The following is an 18,676-nucleotide window of genomic DNA, read 5'->3' on the forward strand; positions in this document are numbered from 1 at the left end:
AGCATCGGAGCATGCCGACCCGACACGTGATCATCACCGCGCACAACGGCGTGCACGCGCGACCCGTGGCCGAGCTCGTCCGTCTCGCCCAGGCGCACGGCGCCCCCGTCTCCCTGCGCACCGCCGAGGGGACGCGCGTCGATCTCCGGAGCGTCCTGGCGGTGATGGACCTCGCCCTCGGCGCGGGAGACGCCGTGGACCTCGAGACGGCCGACGCGCCCGGGGCCGACCGCCTGCTCGACACGCTCGTGCGGGTGCTGTCGCCCGGCCGCTGAGTCAGCCGTCGATCACGGCCACGAGCTCGTCGAGGAACGCCTCGAACGTGGTCGCCCGGCGGACGATGCGCTGCACGCTCTCGCGCTCGCTGAAGACCTCGACGAGCTGCTCGAAGACGGTCTGGAAGGCTGCGCGGTCGCCCTCGCTGAACGCGGCGAGCGCGACGACCTGCACGCGTCCGTCGGCCCAGGCGGCGGAGCCGTCCGCGACGCCGATGGCGATCGCCGTGCGCGCGGCCGTCATCTGCAGGGCGTGCGGGACGGCGAGCGCATCCGTGAACGCCGTCGACGACATCCGCTCCCGGGCGATGGTGTTCTCGACGTAGTCGTCGTCGATCACGCCGGTGCGCACCAGGAGCGCGCCCAGGCGACGGATGATCGCCTCCTCGCCCTCATCGGGCAGGGGGTGCAGGAAGGCCTCGGCGTCGAAGTACTGCGACAGCTCCTCGCGCAGATGCGTGAGCCGTCGCCCGCGCCGCAGCCGGCCCGCGGCCTGCTGCACCCGCTCCACGTCGGCATCCGAGAAGAACGGATGGATGCGCACGAAGCGGTCCCCCGTCTCGCCCGGCTCGATCGTGCTGAGCACGAGGTCGGTGTCGAAGGAGGACCAGTCGGGGTCGACGCTCGTGACGACGCTCGTCACCTCGATGGAGGCCCCGAGCGAGCGCGCGACGCTGGAGCGCAGCAGCTCGTGCAGCTCGTAGTACCCCGGGCAGACGATCGTGGCGGTCAGGATCGACGCGGCCTTGCGGCTGCGCTCGAGCCGACCCCCGACGTGCATCGCGATGTAGGCGATCTCGTCGTCGTGCAGAGGCGTTCCGAGCCGGTCGTGCAGTCCGGAGGCGATCGAGACGGCGACCTCGAAGATCATCGGGTAGGAGGTCTTGAGGGAGCGCGTGAGCGGGTTGCGGGCGTAGGCCTGCCCCTGGGATCGCCGGAGAAGGTTCTGCACGTGCAGCGCCAGGCGCAGCACGAACGCATCCTCCAGGAGGTCGACGTCGTACTCGGCCGCGGCGCGGCCCAGCTCGGCGCGGACCGCCTCCTCGACGCGCGGCTCGACCCCGCTGCGCGCCACCTCGCGCGTCGTCTCGGCCCCGGGGGCGACGACGCGGGTGAGCACGAGCGAGGCGAGGTGGCGGCTGTCGCCGTCTCCCAGATCGACGCCGAAGTGCTCCGTCGCCAGGCGCGAGATGACGGCGCCGACGCGCGGGATCTCCTCCGGCCCGCTCTCGCTCTCCGCACGGATCGCGTAGCCGGCCGCGACCCGGTCGGCCGCGATCGCGATGTGCAGCAGGACGTCGGAGATGGCCAGCTCGTTGACGAAGTAGCCGAGCGCGCCCAGCTCGCCCACCAGCGCCGACTTGAAGGGGCCGACGGCGTGCGCGGCGACGCCGTTGCCCGCGAGCGCGCGGCGGAACGTCTCGGGGTGGAACGACGCGGCATCCATCTCGTCGTGCGCGAGCCGGCTGATCAGCCGCCGCTGCTCCTCCTCCGTGCCGCGCAGCCGGATGACCTCCCGGTCGCGCTCGAGCACGAGGGCGGTGCCCTCGAGGAGACCACGGACCCGGGCGAGATCGGCCTCGAGCGTGGCCTCGCTCACGTGCATCCGCTCGGCGGTGACGTAGACGTCCAGCCCGTCAGGCTCGTCGAGGAGCCTGCGGACCAGGGCGTGCAGCCGGTCCCGCGGCGTGGAGTCGCCCCCGGATCGGGCGCGGAGCGCATCGCGGGCGCTCGGTCCGGCGCGGTACCCCGCGGGCCCGGACTCGACCGCGTCGCCGTCGACCCGCGCGTTGAGCGCCGCGACATAGGAGCGGATGCTGCGCGGCGTCACCCCGACGTGGTCGGCGAGCGTGGCGGCGGTGAGCCAGGAGTCCTGACGCAGGAGGGCGGTGAGGAGCTGGTCCTGGCGCTGACGCGACATGGTCCTCCCTCTCCTGCTGCTGTGCGCGACCGCTCTGTCCGCCGCCTTCCCATGATGTCAGTGATCCGGACGCGCGGGGCGCGGAAGCGAGGTTCCGGAGGGGCGGAAAGGAACCTGTTGGCGACGCGCCGAGCGGGTTTCCCAGACTGTTCTCAGGAAGGTGGCATCGATGAGGATCCTCGTGGTGTGCGGCGCGGGAGCGTCGAGCACGTTCGTCGCGCAGAGGCTGCGACGTGCGGCGGCCCACGCGGGCCTCGACTGGGATGCCGCCGCCGGGACGGAGAACTCCGTCTTCCCCGGGGCTCAGGACGTCGTGCTGCTCGGACCGCATCTCGCGGACCGGGTGGATGCCGTCCGCGACAGCGCCGGGGCGCCGGTCGCCCTTCTGCCCGCGGACATCTTCGCCGACCGCGACGGAGATCGGACGCTCGCCCTCGTGCGCGCGCTGGTCGCCGACGCGGAGACCACCCCGAAAGGAACACCATGACCGTTTCACGCACCGTTCGGATCGGCTCCTCCCACGGGTTGCACGCCCGCCCCGCGAAGCTGTTCGCGCAGGCCGCGAAGGACTCCGGCATCCCCGTGACCATCGCCAAGGACTCCGGCAAGGCCGTCAATGCCGCCAGCATCCTCGGTGTGATCGCCCTCGCGATCGAGCACGGCGATTACGTGACGCTCAGCGCCGACGGCGACAACGCCGAGGGCGTGCTCGACACGCTCACCGAGCTGCTCACCACCGACCACGACCAGGACGCGGCCGGATGAGCGAGCTGCGCGGAGTGGGGATCGGACTCGGCGTCGCCCAGGGTCCGGTCGTCCGCATGACCGAGGCGCTGCCCGCACCGGACCGGACGCCGAGCAGCCTGGGCGCCGATGCCGAGCGCGCGCGGGTGCGCGAGGCCGTGGCCGTCGTCGCGCAGGAGCTGACCGCCCGCGGCGAAGCCGCCGGGGGCTCGGCGCAGGAGGTGCTCGAGGCACAGGCGATGATCGCCGAGGACCCGACCCTCCAGGACGAGGTCGACGCCCGGATCGACGAGGGCTTCACCGCGGAATGGGCGGTGCACGACGCGTTCGCCGGCTTCCGGGCGACCCTCGAGGCGGTCGGCGGCTACCTCGGCGAGCGCGCGGCGGACCTCGATGACATCGCGCAGCGGGTGCTGGCGCGGCTGCGCGGGGTGGACGCCCCCGGTGTGCCCGACCCGGGCCACCCCTTCGTCCTCGTCGCGCGCGATCTCGCGCCCGCCGACACCGCCCTGCTCGATCTCGGTCAGGTCCTCGCCCTGATCACGGTCGACGGCGGGCCCACCTCGCACACCGCGATCCTCGCGCGCGAGAAGGGCATCGTCGCCGTCGTGGGAGCCGCGGACGCGGCCGCCCTGGCGTCCGGCCAGACGGTGATCGTCGACGCCGCCGCCGGCACCGTGACCACCGACCCCACCCCAGAGGAGAAGGAGCGGGCCGCCCAGCGCGCCGCCGCCCGTCTCTCGGCGGACGCCGCCCCGCCGACGCCCGGCGCCCTGGCGGACGGCACCGCGATCCCCCTGCTGGCGAACCTCGGCAAACCGGCCGACGCCGCCGACGCGGTCGCCCGCGGTGCGGAGGGCGTGGGTCTGTTCCGCACGGAGTTCCTGTTCCTCTCGGCCGCCCAGGCACCGACCGTCGCGCAGCAGCGCGAGTCCTATCGCGAGCTCCTCGACGCCTTCCCCGGCAAGAAGGTGGTGGTGCGTCTGCTCGACGCGGGCGCCGACAAGCCGCTCGCCTTCCTCAACGACGCCCACGAGGAGAACCCCGCTCTCGGCCTGCGCGGCCTGCGGGCTCTCCGCGCCAGCGAGGACATCCTGCGCGAGCAGCTGACGGCCCTCGCCGAGGCGGATGCCGTCACCGAGGCGGACCTCTGGGTCATGGCGCCGATGGTCACGACCGTCGAGGAGACCGCGTACTTCACCGGCCTGGCGCGCGAGTACGGCCTGAAGACCGCCGGCGTTATGGTCGAGGTGCCCGCGAGCGCGCTGCTCGCCGACCGGGTGCTCGCGCACGCGGACTTCGCCTCGATCGGCACGAACGACCTGACGCAGTACACGATGGCGGCCGATCGCCTGCTCGGTTCCGTCGCAGGGTTCCAGGATCCCTGGCATCCCGCCGTGCTGCGCCTGGTGCGCGAGGTGGGAGCCGCCGGCGCCCGCCTCGGCAAGCCGGTCGGCATCTGCGGCGAGGCCGCCGCCGATCCGCTCCTGGCCGTTGTGCTCGTGGGCCTCGGCGCCACGAGTCTCTCGATGGCCCCCTCTGCGCTGGCGGACGTCCGTCACGCGCTCTCCGAACGCACGCTCGACGAGGCCCGCAACCTCGCCGAGCAGGCACTGGCGGCCGATGACGCCGCCGGTGCGCGCCAGGCCGCGGTCGAAGCATCCGCGGCGCTCCCCCCTCACCAGAAAGAGACGACATCATGACGACGACGTCACCGGCCCCGGCGAAAGCCAGCGGGCTCCGAACGGGCGTGCAGCGTTTCGGCACGTTCCTCTCCGGCATGATCATGCCCAACATCGCGGCGTTCATCGCGTGGGGCTTCATCACCATGCTGTTCATCCCCGCCGGGTTCTTCGGCGCCGACAGCCCCTTCGGCTGGCACTGGGCGCCGGTCGCCGAGATCATCGGCGGCGGCGGCGACTCGGCCGCGATCGGCTGGCAGGGTGCGATGACCGCACTGTCCGAGGGCGACGGAGGCAACTTCCTCGGCTACGTCGGCCTCGTGGGCCCGATGGTGACCTACCTGCTGCCCCTCCTCATCGCCAACACCGCAGGCCGCATGGTCTACGGCGAGCGCGGTGGCGTCGTGGCGACGATCGCCACGATGGGTGTCATCGTCGGCACGAACATCCCGATGTTCCTCGGCGCCATGATCATGGGCCCGATCGCCGCCTGGCTGACCAAGCAGATGGACCGCCTGTGGGACGGCAAGATCCGCCCCGGCTTCGAGATGCTGGTGAACAACTTCTCCGCCGGCATCCTCGGCATGATCCTCGCGATCGTCGGCTTCTTCGCCTTCGGTCCGGTCATGCTGGGCATCAGCACGGTCCTGGGTGCGGCGGTCGACTGGCTCGTGTCGCTCAACCTGCTCCCGCTCGTGTCGATCATCGTGGAGCCCGCCAAGGTGCTCTTCCTGAACAACGCCATCAACCACGGCGTGTTCACGCCCCTCGGCATCGAGCAGGCCGCCGAGACCGGCAAGTCGATCCTGTTCCTCATCGAGGCGAACCCCGGACCGGGCATCGGCCTCCTGCTCGCGTTCACGTTCTTCGGCGTCGGCGCGGCGAAGGCCTCGGCTCCCGGTGCGGCCGTGATCCAGTTCTTCGGCGGCATCCACGAGATCTACTTCCCGTACGCGCTGAGCAAGCCGACCACCATCCTCGCGCTGATCGCGGGCGGCGCCGCCGGCGTCACCACGAACATGATCCTCGGCGGCGGTCTCGGCTTCCCGGCGGCCCCCGGCAGCATCATCGCCGTGACCGCCGCGGCCGTCGGCTCCGGCATCGGCAACCTGCTGGTCGTCTACCTGTCGGTGCTCATCGCCGCGGCCGTCACGTTCGTCATCACCGCCGTGATCCTGCGCGCCTCGCGCAAGCGCGACCTCGAGGCCGAGGGCGACACCTTCGGCGCCGCGATCGCTCAGACCGAGGCCAACAAGGGCAAGTCGTCGGCAGCAATGGATGCGCTGCGCACCTCGTCGGCCGCGGCCGGCGGCAGCGCCGTCGCGACGGACCGCCGCATCTCGAACGTCGTGTTCGCGTGCGACGCCGGCATGGGCTCCTCGGCCATGGGCGCGAGCGTCCTCCGCAACAAGTTCAAGAAGGCGGGCATCGAAGACGTCACCGTCACCAACCAGGCGATCGCGAACCTCGACGGCACCGCCGACCTCGTGATCACGCAGCAGCAGCTGACCGACCGTGCGAAGGCGCAGTCGCCGAACTCCGTCCACGTCTCCGTCGACAACTTCATGAATTCCCCGAAGTATGAAGAGGTCGTCGAGATGGTGCGCGAGCAGCGCGACGCCGACGCGTGACAGACCCCGGTGGGCGGATGCTGCGGCATCCGCCCACCGGACCATTTCTCAGAAAGGAAGCACCATGAGCGTTCTCACCCTCGACCAGGTCCGCATCCACTCCGGCGGGGCGACCCAGGAGGCCGCGCTGCAGGAGGCGACCGACATCCTCGTGTCGGCGGGAGCGGTCACGCCGGCGTACGTCGACGCGATGCGGCAGCGGGAGGAGACGGTGTCCACGTTCATGGGCAACGGCCTCGCGATCCCCCACGGCACGAACGACACGAAGGACGCGATCCTCGCCTCCGCGCTGTCGGTGGTGCGCTACGACGGCGGCGTGGACTGGGCGGGCGAGCTGGTGACCTTCGTGGTCGGCATCGCCGGTCGGGGCGACGAGCACCTCGAGATCCTGTCGCAGATCGCGATCCTGTTCTCCGATGAGGACGACGTCGCCAAGCTGGCCGCGGCGCAGACGGCGGAAGAGCTGTACGCGCTGCTCTCGGCGGTGAACGAGGCATGAAGGCCGTCCAGTTCGGCGCCGGCAACATCGGCCGCGGCTTCGTGGGACTGCTGCTCCACGAAGGCGGGTACGACCTCGTCTTCTCCGACGTCGCCGACGCGCTGGTCGACGCGATCAACGGCGTGGACGAGTACACCGTCCACGAGGCGGGTCCCGGCGGCGTCGACCGGGTCGTCACCGGCTTCCGGGCCGTGAACAGCCGTGTGGACCCGGATGCCGCCGCCGACGAGGTCGCGACCGCCGACGTCGTGACCACCGCCGTCGGCCCCACGGTCCTCCGGTTCGTGGCGCCCACGATCGTCGCGGGGCTCACCCGTCGCTCTCCCGACGCGGGACCGCTGACGATCATGGCCTGCGAGAACGCGATCGGCGCCACCGACCTGCTGCGCGCCGAGATCGAGGCATCCGCCGGAGCCGACGCCCCCGCGTTGCTGGCGCGCGCCGTGTTCGCCAACACCGCGGTCGACCGCATCGTGCCGGCGCAGCCCGAGGGCGCGGGCGTCGACGTGACCGTCGAGCCCTACTTCGAGTGGACCATCGAGTCCGGTCCGTTCGCCGGCCGCCTCCCCCGCATCCCGGGCGCCCACTTCGTCGACGATCTCGCGCCCTTCATCGAGCGCAAGCTCTTCACGGTCAACACCGGGCATGCCGCGACGGCCTACTTCGGCGCGCGCGCCGGCATCGAGCGCATCTCCGACGCCCTGGCGGAACCGCCGATCGCCGCGGCGGTGAGCGCGGCGCTGGAAGAGACCTCCGCCGTCCTGGCGCGCGTCCACGGGCTCGACCCGGCAGACCTGGCCGAGTACCGCCGGACGATCCTCGACCGCTTCCGCAATCCCGCCCTCGTGGACACCGTGCAGCGGGTCGGCCGCCAGCCGCTGCGCAAGATCTCCCGGCACGAGCGCTTCATCGGACCGGCGGCGCTGGCCGCCGAGCACGGTCTGCCGACCGAGGCCCTCGTCGGCGCGGTCGCGGCGGCGCTGGACTTCGAGGATGCCGACGACCCGCAGGCGATCGAGCTGCAGCAGCTGCTCCGTACGGAGGATGCCGTGGCGCTCACGACCCGCACCACGGGCCTCGAGCCCGAGCATCCGCTCTTCCCCGCGGTGCAGGCCGTCTTCGACGCGCGGAAGGGCGCGCTCGGTTCCGCCTGACCGAGCGGCTCCGGCGCCCCCGCATCCCGGTACCATCGGGATGCGGGGGCGTTCTTTTCGGGCACGACGGCGTGCGGGGGCAGCATGGACACATACGCGGTGATCGGCGCGGGCCCGTCCGGCCTGGCCGCCGCTCGGGCGCTCACGACGCTCGGCATCCCCGTCGACGGCTACGAGGCCTCGCACGACGTGGGCGGACTCTGGGACATCGGCAACCCGCGCAGCTCGATGTACGAGTCGGCGCACCTCATCTCCTCGCGGACGACGACCGAGTTCCGCGAGTTCCCGATGCGGTCCGACGTCGACTACCCGGGCCACCGCGAGCTGCACCGGTACTTCCGGGACTACGCGGAGCACTTCGGCCTGAGGCCCCTCTTCCGCTTCGGCACCCGGGTGACCCGCCTCACGTTCCGGGACGGCGGCTGGGACGTCACCGCCGTCGGGCCCGACGGGGAGGAGACCCGCTGGTATCGCGGCGTCGTCCTCGCCAACGGCACGCTCGCCGAGCCGAACGTCCCCCCGTTCCGCGGCGAGTTCGCCGGGGAGGTGCGGCACACCAGTGCCTACCGCTCGCCCGACATCCTCGCCGGCAAGAGGATTCTGATCGTCGGCGCGGGGAACTCGGGGTGCGACATCGCGGTGGATGCCGTGCACCATGCCCGCTCCGTCGACCTGAGCGTGCGGCGCGGCTACTACTTCGTGCCCCGCTACCTCTTCGGACGCCCCAGCGACACGCTCAACCAGGGCCGCCCCCTCCCCGCACGGCTCAAGCAGGCCGTCGACTCCCGCGTGCTCCGCGCGTTCACCGGGGACCCGGCGCGCTTCGGGTTCCCGAAGCCCGACTACCGCATCTACGAGTCGCACCCGATCGTGAACACGATGATCCTCAACCATCTCGGACAGGGAGACCTGCGGATCCGCCCCGACGTGGAGCGCTTCGACGGCTCCGCGGTGCGCTTCCGCGACGGGTCGGCGGACGACTACGACCTCGTCCTGCTGGCCACGGGGTACCGGCTCGACTACCCGTTCGTCGACCGGGCGCACCTGCACTGGCGCGGGGCGGCTCCGCGCCTCTTCCTGCACATGTTCCCCCCGTCGTTCAACGGCCTCTTCGTCCTGGGCATGATCGAGGCCTCGGGCATCGGATGGCAGGGGCGCTACGAGCAGGCGCAACTGCTGGCCGCCTACCTCCGCGCCGTGGAGACCGATCCGACGCGCGCCGCGCGCTTCCGCGCGCGGGTGACGGGATCTCCGTGGCCCGATCTGTCGGGCGGCTACCGCTACCTCGCCCTGGACCGGATGGCGTACTACGTCAACAAGGATGCGTATCGCACCGCCCTGCGGCGGGAGCAGCGCGCGCTCGACGCCTCCGTCTGACGCGTCAGCCGATGCGCGAGATCAGCGCCTCGAGGCCCATGCCGTAGTCGACGCGCACGACGGGCAGGGCGAGCTTGTCCGTGCCGATCTCGACGTACCCGGGCTCGATCGTGCGCGCCATCTCGAACCCGGCCTGCGCGACGCCCTGCTTGGCGGTGTCGTTGAAGTGCCCGAAGGGGTAGGCGACCACTTCGGAGACGCCCAGCACCTGCGCCGAGGTCGTGAGGTCGGCGGCGATCTGATCGGCGGTCCAGTTGACCATCCGGCCCTTGCCGTTCTCCCCCGCCTGGTGCATGTCGTGCGTGTGCGACCGCCGCAGGACGAAGGGCGACGGCGCCGGGTCCTGACGGTAGGCGGTGATCATGAAGGACGTCGCCAGCAGCCCGTGCGCGTCGATCACGGGCACCGCGAGATCGAACCACGTCTGATCCGCGTCGTCGTCGGTGATGATGACCGACCGGGCGGGAAGCGAGAGGCGTCCGTCGATGAAGGCGCTCAGCTCGTCCCACGTGGGCAGGTAGAAGCCCGTCGTCGCGATGTGGTTCATCTGCGCCTCGAAGTCCCCGATGTACGCGTAGTTGCCGCGCAGCCAGCCCGGCTCCCCCTCCGGATCCGCCGTGAACTGGTGGTACATCAGGATCGGCACCTTCACCCCTGCCGCCGCATTCGCCTCCGGAGTGGTCCAGGCGCCGAACAGCGCCACCTCCCGGTCCGTGCAGGCCACGAGATCGGCGCCGTTGACACGCGCGGCGACCGTCTGCGCCGCGGCATCCTCCGCGGTCGCGAACCAGCCCGCGAAGACGCGGCCGTCCTGCACCGGGATCGGCAGGCCCTGGTACAGCGACCCTTCCGACTGGAGCTGCAAATCGAGCGCGATCCCGTCCCCTGAGAACGAGACGGCGCACGCCGCGGGGTCGCCGGAATCCGCGACCAGCTGCTGCGCGGGTGTGAGCGGATGCTCGAGCGACGGACCCCCGGCGCGCGGTGCGGTGCTCTCGGGTTCGCGGGTCAGCCACACGAAGGACGTCGCGCCGGCGCCGCCCACGACGACGAGCGCAGCCACGAGGGCGCCGATCCAGCCCCTGCGCCGCCGTCCCCGGACCATGCCGGTCAGGCCTCGAAGCCGTCGGCGATCATCTCCACGAGTTCTTCGCGCTCCTCGACGGGCAGGAAGGTCGCGGCCGCCGCGTTGAACTGGAACGTCTCGAGATCCTCCAGGTCGTACTCGAAGGCCTCGACCAGCAGTGCGAGCTCGCGGGTGAGGGAGGTGCCGCTCATCGTCCGGTTGTCGACGTTCACCGTGACGGAGAAGCCGAGCTGGTACAGGAGGTCGAACGGGTGGTCGGCGAGCTCCGTGCCCCAGGCCGCGATCGCGCCGGTCTGCAGGTTCGACGACGGCGACAGCTCCAGGGGGATCTCGCGGTCGCGCACCCAGCGCGCCAGTTCGCCGAACTGCACCTGCACCTCGTCGCCCTCGCGGGTGACCACCTCGAGGTCCTCCGCGATGCGCACGCCGTGGCCCAGGCGCAGGGCGCGGCCGTCCAGCAGGGCGGAGCGGATCGAGTCGACCCCGGCCGCCTCGCCGGCGTGCACCGTCACGGGGAAGAAGTTCTCCGCGAGGTAGTCGAACGCCTCGCGGTAATTCGAGGAGGGGAATCCGTCCTCGGGACCGGCGGTGTCGAAGCCGACGACGCCCCTCCCCCGGAAGTCCACGGCCAGCTCGGCGATCTCGCGCGCGCGGTCGTGCTGCCGCATGGCGGAGAGCAGCTGGCCGACGCGGATGCTCTGACCCGCGCGATCCGCCGCGTCCTCGCCTTCCTCGATGCCCTGCTGGACGGCCTCGACCGCCTGCTCCAGCGTCAGCCCCCCGGCAAGGTGCTGCTCGGGCGCCCAGCGCATCTCGCCGTAGATCACGCCGTCGGCCGCCAGGTCCTGCACGAACTCGCGTGCGACCCGGGTCAGCGCCTCGCCGGTCTGCATGACCCCCACCGTCAGGTCGAACGATCGGAGGTACTCCACCAGCGATCCGGAGTCGCTCTGCTTCGCAAACCACCGCGCGAGCGAGCGGGCGTCGCCGTGGGGCAGCTGCAGGCCCGCGGCATCCGCCAGCTCGACGACCGTCGCCGGGCGCACGGCGCCGTCGAGGTGGTCGTGCAGCGACACCTTGGGCAGGCGGCGCAGGGAGAGTCCCTGGACCTTGACGTCGCCGTTCGCATCGATCGCCATGGGGATCCTCTCAATCGCAGAAGTCGTCAGCGGGTGACCGCCGTGTTCAGGGTAGCGTCCGCGCCCTCACGCCGTGATGCGTTCCCGCACGATCGGCCCGCGCGCCGGGGGCAGCTCATCGGATTCCTCGGCAGGCCGGATGTCCCACGCACCCTCCAGCGCCTCGATCGCGCGGGGGAAGCGCGCCTCGTCGGCGGCCGACAGCGTGAACAGCGGCTGTCCCGCGGTGACCCGGTCGCCCGGCTTCGCGTGCAGATCGATGCCCGCCTCGAACACCACAGGGTCCTCGGCACGCGCGCGGCCGGCGCCGAGGCGCCACGCCGCGATGCCGAAGGGCAGCGCGTCCATCCGCGTCATCACGCCGTCGGCCGCGGCCGTCACGACGTGGGTCTCGCGGGCACGGGGCAGCTCGGCATCCGGATCCCCGTCCTGCGCGCGGATCATGGCCTTCCAGTGATCCATCGCCCGGCCGTCGTCCAGCGCGGCCTCCACGTCGGCATCCGGCTGTCCGGCCAGGGCCAGCATCTCGCGGGCGAGGGCGACGGTCAGTTCGCGGACATCGGCGGGGCCGCCGCCGGCGAGGACCTCCACCGACTCGCGGACCTCGTTGGCGTTGCCGATCGCGAGCCCGAGCGGGACGTTCATGTCGGTCAGCAGCGCCGTGGTCGCGACGCCCGAGTCGGTGCCGAGGGCGACCATCGTGCGCGCGAGCTCGCGGGCGCGGTCGATGTCCTGCATGAACGCGCCCGAGCCGAATTTCACGTCGAGCACGAGGGCGTCGGTGCCCTCGGCGATCTTCTTGGACATGATGCTCGAGGCGATCAGCGGGATGGCCTCGACCGTCCCCGTCACGTCGCGCAGCGCGTAGAGCTTCTTGTCGGCCGGGGCGAGTCCGGAGCCCGCGGCGCAGATGACGGCGCCGACGTCGCCCTGCATCTGGGCGAACATCTCCTCGTTGCTCAGCGCCGCCCGCCAGCCGGGGATGGACTCCAGCTTGTCGAGCGTGCCGCCCGTGTGGCCGAGACCGCGACCGCTCAGCTGCGGCACCGCCACGCCGAACGCGGCGACGAGCGGGGCCAGCGGCAGGGTGATCTTGTCGCCCACACCTCCGGTCGAGTGCTTGTCGACGGTCCTCTTGCCGAGGGAGGCGAAGCTCATCCTCTCCCCCGACGCGATCATGGCGTCGGTCAGCACGCGGATCTCGTCGCGCTCCATCCCGCGCTGGAAGACCGCCATCGCGAACGAGGCCATCTGGGCATCCGAGACGTAGCCCCGCGTGTAGGCGTCGACCATCCAGCGCAGCGCCGGCTCGGGAACGACCCCGCCGTCGCGCTTCGCCCGGATGACGTCGACCGCGTCGAACGGCTCCACGCTCATGCGATCACCTCGGGACCCTGCGCCTGGCGGAGGGCGCGCGGCCCGAAGGCGTCGGGCAGCACCTCGTCGATCGTCCGGATGCCGGAGACGGTCTCGAGCAGCATGCCCGGCATCGCGTGCTCCGACAGCAGCTGACGGCAGCGTCCGCACGGCATGATCGTCTCGCCGTCGTTGTTCACGCACACGAACGCGACGAGCTGTCCTCCGCCCGACATGTGCAGGTCGCCGACCAGCGCGCACTCGGCGCAGAGCGTGACGCCGTAGGACGCGTTCTCCACGTTGCAGCCCGCCACGATCCGGCCGTCGCCGACCAGCGCGGCCGCCCCCACCCGGTAGCGCGAATAGGGTGCGTACGCACGTTCCATCGCGGAGGTGGCGACCTGACGCAGCTCGTCCCAGTCGATGTCGGTCATCTCGTTCGTTCTCCTCGTGGTGCTAGGACTTGATGTACGGCTTGCCGCTCGCCGCCGGCCCGCGGATCTGCCCGGCGAAGCCGGCGACCGCGAGCAGCGTGACCAGGTACGGCAGCATGAGCATGAACTCACCGGGGATCGGCGTCTTGAGGATCGACAGCAGGTTCTGCATGTTCGTCGCGAAGCCGAACAGCAGCGCTGCGAGCGTCGCGCGGATCGGGTCCCAGCGTCCGAAGATCACGGCCGCGAGGGCGATGAAGCCGAGGCCCGCCGTCATCTCTTTGCCGAACTGCGGCACCGAGACGAGCGTGAAGTACGCGCCGCCGATGCCCGCGATGGCGCCGGCCAGCAGGACGTTCCAGAAACGGGTCGGGTTCACCTTGATGCCCACGGTGTCGGCCGCCTGCGGGTGCTCGCCCACGGCGCGCAGACGCAGGCCCCAGCGCGTGCGGTAGAGCCCCCACGCCACCACGCCGACCGTGAGGAACATCAGGTAGCCGATGAACGTCTGGCTGAACAGCACCGGCCCGATGATCGGGATGTCGCTGAGGACCGGGATCTCGATGCGGTCGAAGCGGACCGGCGTGTTGAGCTCCGCCTCGTTCGGGGCGAGGAGCGCGCCGTACAGGAAGCCGGTCAGGCCGGTCACCAGCACGTTGAGCACCACGCCGACGATCACCTGCTCGACGAGGTACTTGATCGCGAAGGCGGCGAGGACGCTGGCCACCAGCACGCCACCGAGCATCGCTCCGAGGAGACCCACGAACGGATTGCCCGTGATGCTCGACAGCAGGGCGGCCGAGAAGGCGCCGAGCAGCAGCTGACCCTCGATGGCGACGTTGACCACGCCGGCGCGCTCCCCGATGACGCCGCCGAGGGCGCCGAAGACGAGGGGCACAGAGAGGGAGACCGCGCCGAACAGCAGGCTCGTGACAGGCACCAGTCCGCCGGCGGCGGCCCAGACGAGGAACCCGAACACGGCGAGCACCCCGAACACCACGACCAGCCAGAGCTGCGGCTTCCGGTACGTGGCGACACGCAGGAACGCGCCCACCGTGAGGACGGCGAGGACCGCCACCATCAGCCAGCTCGTGAGCGCGGTCGGGAGGGCCACGTCCGGCAGCGCGAACGCGGCCGACGGGTCTCCCAGCCGGAAGGTGCTCGTGCCGTCGCGCGGCACGGTGAGGAAGAGCAGGGCCAGCAGGGCCGTGGCGACCGCCAGCGCGATCGGCGTCTTCCAGTGGCGCTCCCGGACGGTCGCGAGCTGCACCGTTCCGTCGACCGCCTGGGTCTGTGCGAGGGCCATCATGCCATCACCGCCTTCTTCGCCGCCTTGGCTCTCGCCTTGGCCGCCTTCTCGGCGTCGGACTTGGGAAGGAAGAACACCGTGCGCAGCAGCGGCGGCGCGGCGATGAACAGCACGACGAGCGACTGCACGACGAGCACGATGTCGACGGGGATGTCCTGCGCCTGCATCGAGAAGGATCCGGCCTTCAGAGCGCCGAAGAGGATGCCGGCGGCGAAGGTGCCCCACGCGCGGCTGCGCCCGAGCAGGGCGACCGTGATCGCGTCGAAGCCGATGCCGGCGTCGATGGTCTCGGTGATGCCGGTGGTCACGGCGCCCTGGATCTGGTTCATCCCGGCCAGGCCCGCCAGGGCCCCGGCGAACAGCATGGCGTAGACGTACACGCGCTGCACGCTGATGCCCGCGGCGCGGGCGGCGTGCGGGTTCTCCCCCACCGCGCGCATGCGCATGCCCAGCGCGGAGCGCTCGATCAGCCACCAGACGAACAGGGTCGCGATCACGACGATGACGAATCCCAGGTCGAGCAGGGGGAACTTCGGTCCGAGGAGCTCGGGGAACTGGGCGCTCTCCGGCGTCGCGTACCCCAGGGCCTGGTTCGTGCCCGGCTTCTGCAGCAGGCCCGGGGTGCGGATCATCCAGAGCAGCAGGTAATAGGCCACGTAGTTGAGCATGATCGTGAGGATCACCTCATGGGCGCCGGTGCGGGCCTTGAGCAGACCCGCGATACCGCCCCACAGCGCGCCTCCGGCGATGCCCGCGATCAGCGTCACGGGAATGTGTAGCCAGAACGGGAGGTCGAGGTTGAACGTGAGCAGACCCGCGACGCCGACGCCGATGAGCATCTGACCGCGGGCGCCGATGTTGAACAGGCCGACGCGGAACGCGAGGGCGACGCCGAGACCGGCGGCGATCAGCGGCGCGGCGAACCCGAGCGTGTTCGTCAGCGGCCGGATCTGCGCCGCGAAGTCGGCACCGCGGGCGTTGAAGATCGCGCCGCGGAACAGGGCCTCGTAGCCGTTGTACACGGCGTTCCATGCGGCCACCAGGGTGTCGGACGGGCGGGCGAAGAAGTACCCCGCCGCCGCCTGCACGTCGGCGTTCGTGAAGGCGATGAGCACGCCGCCGACGACGAGGGCGAGGAGGATCGCGAGGATCGTCGTGACCGCGCTGCCGCGCAGCAGCTCCTTCAGGAGGAGGTTCGCACGCGGAGGCGCCTCCGTCGCGGTCCCGGTCGAACGGGGCGGCTGCTCGGGCGGCAGCCCCTTCGTGTCGTCGCCTGCTCCGGGCACTGCTCCGCTCATGCGGCAGCCTCCGCATCGGCCGCTCCGGCCATCATGAGTCCGAGCGTCTCCCGGGGGGTGTCCCCGGGGACGATTCCTACGATCGTGCCGCGGTACATCACGGCGATCCGATCGGCGAGCGCGGCGACCTCGTCGAGCTCCGTCGACACGACGACGACGGGGATGCCGGCGTCGCGCGTCTCGATGATCCGCTTGTGGATGAACTCGATCGACCCGACGTCGACGCCTCGCGTGGGCTGGGCCGCCACGAGGAGACGCAGTTCGCGGCTCATCTCGCGCGCGATCACGACCTTCTGCTGGTTGCCGCCCGAGAGTGTTCCCGCGGGGGTGTTCGGACCCTGCGTGCGGATGTCGTACTCCTCGATGCGGGCCCGCGCGAAGTCGTCGAGGGCGGACCGGTTGATGGTCCCCCCTCGGCTGAAGGCCGCGTCGTCCGTCCGGTCGAGGATGAGGTTCTCGGCGACCGAGAAGCCCGCGACGATGCCGTCCTCGGTGCGGTCCTCGGGGACGAATCCGACGCCGGCATCGAGGATGGCGCGCACGCTCTTGCCGACGAGCGGCGTGCCGTCGAGCGCGATCGTGCCCTCCACGCGCGGCGCGAGGCCCACGAGCGCCTCCACGAGCTCGGTCTGCCCGTTGCCCTGCACACCGGCGATGGCGAGGACCTCGCCGGGCCGCACGGAGAAGTCGACGCCGTCGACCACGATCCCGCCGGTGGCGGTCAGGACCCGCAGGCCCTTCACCTCGAGGCCGCCCTCGCCGAGACGCGGCGCGTTCTTCTGCACCGTGAGCTCGACCGCGCGGCCGACCATGAGCGAGGCCAGCTCGGAGTTGGATGCCGTCGGCGAGGCCTCTCCGACGATCTTGCCGAGGCGCACGATCGTGATGGTGTCGGCGACCTCGCGCACCTCGCGCAGCTTGTGGGTGATGAAGACGATGGCGGTGCCCTCGGCGCGCAGCTGGCGCATGATGGCCATGAGCTCGTCGGTCTCCTGCGGCGTCAGCACCGCGGTGGGCTCGTCGAACACCAGCACCTGCGCGTCGCGAGAGAGCGCCTTGATGATCTCCACCCGCTGCTGGACGCCGACCGGCAGGTCGCCGACGAGGGCGTCCGGATCGATGTCGAAGCCGAAGCGGGCGGCGACGGAGCGCACGTGCTCGCGCGCCTGCGCGATGTCGAGGGTGCCGAGTCCCTTGGTCTGCTCGTGGCCGAGCATCACGTTCTCGGCGACGGTGAAGACGGGCACGAGCATGAAGTGCTGGTGGACCATCCCGATTCCCGCGGCCATGGCGTCGCCCGGCCCGCGGAAGTGCTGGACCACGTCGTCCAGGAGGATCTCGCCCTCGTCGGCCTGATACAGGCCGTACAGCACGTTCATGAGCGTGGACTTGCCCGCGCCGTTCTCGCCGAGCAGAGCGTGGATCTGCCCCGGCTCGACCACCAGATCGATGTGGTCGTTGGCGACGAGGCTACCGAACCGCTTGGTGATGCCGCGAAGTTCGAGCTTCATATCTGAACCCTATCCAGAAGTCTTGGAGGATGATCCGGCGCGACGCACGTCGTCGTGCCCGTGCCGGAGATGTCTCGTCCGCCCACGGCACGGGGCGAGTGGCCGTCGTGCTGCCACTCGCCCCGTGCGTGGAACGGTTCCTGCTTACGGCGAGTTCGGGGACTCGACCGTGATGTCACCGGCGATGATCTGCTCCTGCAGGGCGCCGATCTCGTCCATCAGGCCCTCGGGGAGCTCGCCCTCGAAGCTGCCGAAGCCGGAGAGCTTGACGCCCTCGTTCTCGAGCGTGCCGATGTAGGGAGCCGGGTCGAAGTCGCCCTCCGACGCCGCGATGGTCGCGTCGTGGACGGCCACGTCGATCGCCTTCATGATCGAGAACAGCGTCACGTCCGCGACGCTCGGGTCGGCGACGGCGAGGTCGCTGTCGACGCCCACGAGGAGCGTGTCCTTGCCGCTGTCGGCGATCGCCGCAGCCGCGCTCTGGTAGACCGGGCCGCCGACGGGGAGGATGACGTCGACGCCCTGGTCGAGCACGCCCTGCGCGGTCTGCTTGGCGGTGTCGTTCGCGTCGAAGCCGCCCGTGAACGAGCCGGTCTGCGAGGCGACGTCCCAGCCGACGACCTGGACGGCGCCGGACTTGTCCTCGTTGTACTTCTCGACACCGAGCTGGAAGCCGTCCATGAACACGGCGACCGACGGGATCTGCATGCCGCCGAAGGTGCCGACCTTGTTCACGCCGCTCTGAGCCGACCAGGCCGCCGAAGCGTAGCCGCCGAGGTACGCGGCCTGGGCCGTGTCGAAGACGAGAGGCTTGATGTTGGGCGCGTCGACCTCGCCGTCGAAGTCGTTGTCGGCCCAGTCGTCGATGATCGCGTAGTCGATCTCGGGGTTCGCGAGCGCGGACTCGACGGTCGCCGCAGACAGCTTGAAGCCGACCGAGACGATGAGCGAGCAGCCCTCCGAGACGGCGGTCTCGAGGTTGGGCGCGTAGTCGTTGTCGTTCGCGGACTCGAACTCGAGCGGCTTGACGCCGATCTCCTCGGCAGCGCTGTCCATGCCCTCCTTGGCGGACTGGTTGAACGACTTGTCGTTCCATCCGCCGGCGTCGGAGATGAGGCAGGGAAGGAAGTCGGATGCCGCGTCGCCGCCGGCGTCTCCGCCCGATTCGGCGGGAGCCTGGCCACAGCCGGCGAGTGCGAAGATGACTCCCGCGGCGACCGTGGCGCCGAGGAGCTTCTTGGTGGTGGAGATGGTCAACT

At 71.1% G+C, this 18,676-nt stretch carries 17 protein-coding genes; 8 read left to right on the top strand and 9 right to left on the bottom strand.

What is annotated here, in order from left to right:
- Positions 1–11 precede the first annotated feature (11 nt).
- Positions 12–275, top strand: a complete 264-nt coding sequence (locus tag AB3M82_RS13030; RefSeq protein WP_412958365.1) for an HPr family phosphocarrier protein — start codon at positions 12–14, stop codon at positions 273–275.
- Position 276: 1 nt separating this feature from the next.
- Here the strand turns inward: AB3M82_RS13030 and AB3M82_RS13035 are convergent, their stop codons facing one another.
- Positions 277–2,196 (bottom strand): BglG family transcription antiterminator, encoded by a 1,920-nt coding sequence (locus AB3M82_RS13035; protein ID WP_412958366.1) that lies wholly within the window; start codon positions 2,194–2,196, stop codon positions 277–279.
- A 169-nt stretch (positions 2,197–2,365) separates the two neighbouring features.
- On the opposite strand from AB3M82_RS13035, the gene AB3M82_RS13040 reads away from it, so the two are divergent.
- From AB3M82_RS13040 to AB3M82_RS13070, 7 genes are all read left to right on the top strand, one after another.
- Positions 2,366–2,683: a PTS sugar transporter subunit IIB gene (locus tag AB3M82_RS13040; RefSeq protein ID WP_412958367.1), complete on the top strand. Its 318-nt coding sequence runs from the start codon at positions 2,366–2,368 to the stop codon at positions 2,681–2,683.
- Entirely contained in the window at positions 2,680–2,961 is a 282-nt protein-coding gene (locus tag AB3M82_RS13045) for an HPr family phosphocarrier protein (RefSeq protein ID WP_412958368.1), read from the top strand. The genes AB3M82_RS13040 and AB3M82_RS13045 overlap by 4 nt, the downstream gene beginning before the upstream one ends.
- A complete protein-coding gene (ptsP, locus tag AB3M82_RS13050; RefSeq protein ID WP_412958369.1) occupies positions 2,958–4,643 on the top strand; it encodes a phosphoenolpyruvate--protein phosphotransferase in 1,686 nt (561 codons plus the stop codon). Before AB3M82_RS13045 ends, ptsP begins: the two co-directional genes overlap by 4 nt.
- A complete protein-coding gene (locus AB3M82_RS13055) occupies positions 4,640–6,253 on the top strand; it encodes a PTS mannitol transporter subunit IIBC (RefSeq protein WP_412958370.1) in 1,614 nt (537 codons plus the stop codon). The genes ptsP and AB3M82_RS13055 overlap by 4 nt, the downstream gene beginning before the upstream one ends.
- 64 nt (positions 6,254–6,317) lie before the next feature.
- Positions 6,318–6,752 carry a PTS mannitol transporter subunit IIA gene (locus AB3M82_RS13060; RefSeq protein WP_412958371.1) on the top strand — a complete coding sequence of 145 codons (435 nt, stop codon included), beginning with the start codon at positions 6,318–6,320 and terminating at the stop codon, positions 6,750–6,752.
- Entirely contained in the window at positions 6,749–7,906 is a 1,158-nt protein-coding gene (locus AB3M82_RS13065; protein ID WP_412958372.1) for a mannitol-1-phosphate 5-dehydrogenase, read from the top strand. The genes AB3M82_RS13060 and AB3M82_RS13065 overlap by 4 nt, the downstream gene beginning before the upstream one ends.
- Positions 7,907–7,990: 84 nt before the next feature.
- Positions 7,991–9,283: a flavin-containing monooxygenase gene (locus tag AB3M82_RS13070; protein WP_412958373.1), complete on the top strand. Its 1,293-nt coding sequence runs from the start codon at positions 7,991–7,993 to the stop codon at positions 9,281–9,283.
- Positions 9,284–9,287: 4 nt separating this feature from the next.
- Here the strand turns inward: AB3M82_RS13070 and AB3M82_RS13075 are convergent, their stop codons facing one another.
- The 8 genes from AB3M82_RS13075 to AB3M82_RS13110 all read right to left on the bottom strand — a co-directional run bounded on the left by AB3M82_RS13075 (position 9,288) and on the right by AB3M82_RS13110 (position 18,674).
- Positions 9,288–10,346, bottom strand: a complete 1,059-nt coding sequence (locus tag AB3M82_RS13075) for a polysaccharide deacetylase family protein (RefSeq protein ID WP_412958374.1) — start codon at positions 10,344–10,346, stop codon at positions 9,288–9,290.
- A 47-nt stretch (positions 10,347–10,393) separates the two neighbouring features.
- Positions 10,394–11,509: an adenosine deaminase gene (locus tag AB3M82_RS13080; RefSeq protein ID WP_412958375.1), complete on the bottom strand. Its 1,116-nt coding sequence runs from the start codon at positions 11,507–11,509 to the stop codon at positions 10,394–10,396.
- A 66-nt stretch (positions 11,510–11,575) separates the two neighbouring features.
- Complete coding sequence (locus AB3M82_RS13085) at positions 11,576–12,886, bottom strand: thymidine phosphorylase (RefSeq protein ID WP_412958376.1); 1,311 nt, start codon at positions 12,884–12,886, stop codon at positions 11,576–11,578.
- Positions 12,883–13,299 carry a cytidine deaminase gene (locus AB3M82_RS13090; protein WP_412958377.1) on the bottom strand — a complete coding sequence of 139 codons (417 nt, stop codon included), beginning with the start codon at positions 13,297–13,299 and terminating at the stop codon, positions 12,883–12,885. The genes AB3M82_RS13085 and AB3M82_RS13090 overlap by 4 nt, the downstream gene beginning before the upstream one ends.
- A gap of 22 nt (positions 13,300–13,321) precedes the next feature.
- Positions 13,322–14,605, bottom strand: coding sequence for an ABC transporter permease (locus AB3M82_RS13095; RefSeq protein WP_412958599.1), 1,284 nt, complete (start codon positions 14,603–14,605; stop codon positions 13,322–13,324).
- Positions 14,605–15,906 carry an ABC transporter permease gene (locus AB3M82_RS13100; protein ID WP_412958378.1) on the bottom strand — a complete coding sequence of 434 codons (1,302 nt, stop codon included), beginning with the start codon at positions 15,904–15,906 and terminating at the stop codon, positions 14,605–14,607. Before AB3M82_RS13100 ends, AB3M82_RS13095 begins: the two co-directional genes overlap by 1 nt.
- Positions 15,903–17,417: an ABC transporter ATP-binding protein gene (locus tag AB3M82_RS13105; RefSeq protein WP_412958379.1), complete on the bottom strand. Its 1,515-nt coding sequence runs from the start codon at positions 17,415–17,417 to the stop codon at positions 15,903–15,905. Before AB3M82_RS13105 ends, AB3M82_RS13100 begins: the two co-directional genes overlap by 4 nt.
- Before the next feature lie 144 nt (positions 17,418–17,561).
- Positions 17,562–18,674 carry a BMP family lipoprotein gene (locus AB3M82_RS13110; protein ID WP_412958380.1) on the bottom strand — a complete coding sequence of 371 codons (1,113 nt, stop codon included), beginning with the start codon at positions 18,672–18,674 and terminating at the stop codon, positions 17,562–17,564.
- Between the last annotated feature and the right edge of the window lie 2 nt (positions 18,675–18,676).

The organism is Microbacterium californiense (genome assembly GCF_047246625.1).
Taxonomy (GTDB): Bacteria; Actinomycetota; Actinomycetes; order Actinomycetales; family Microbacteriaceae; genus Microbacterium.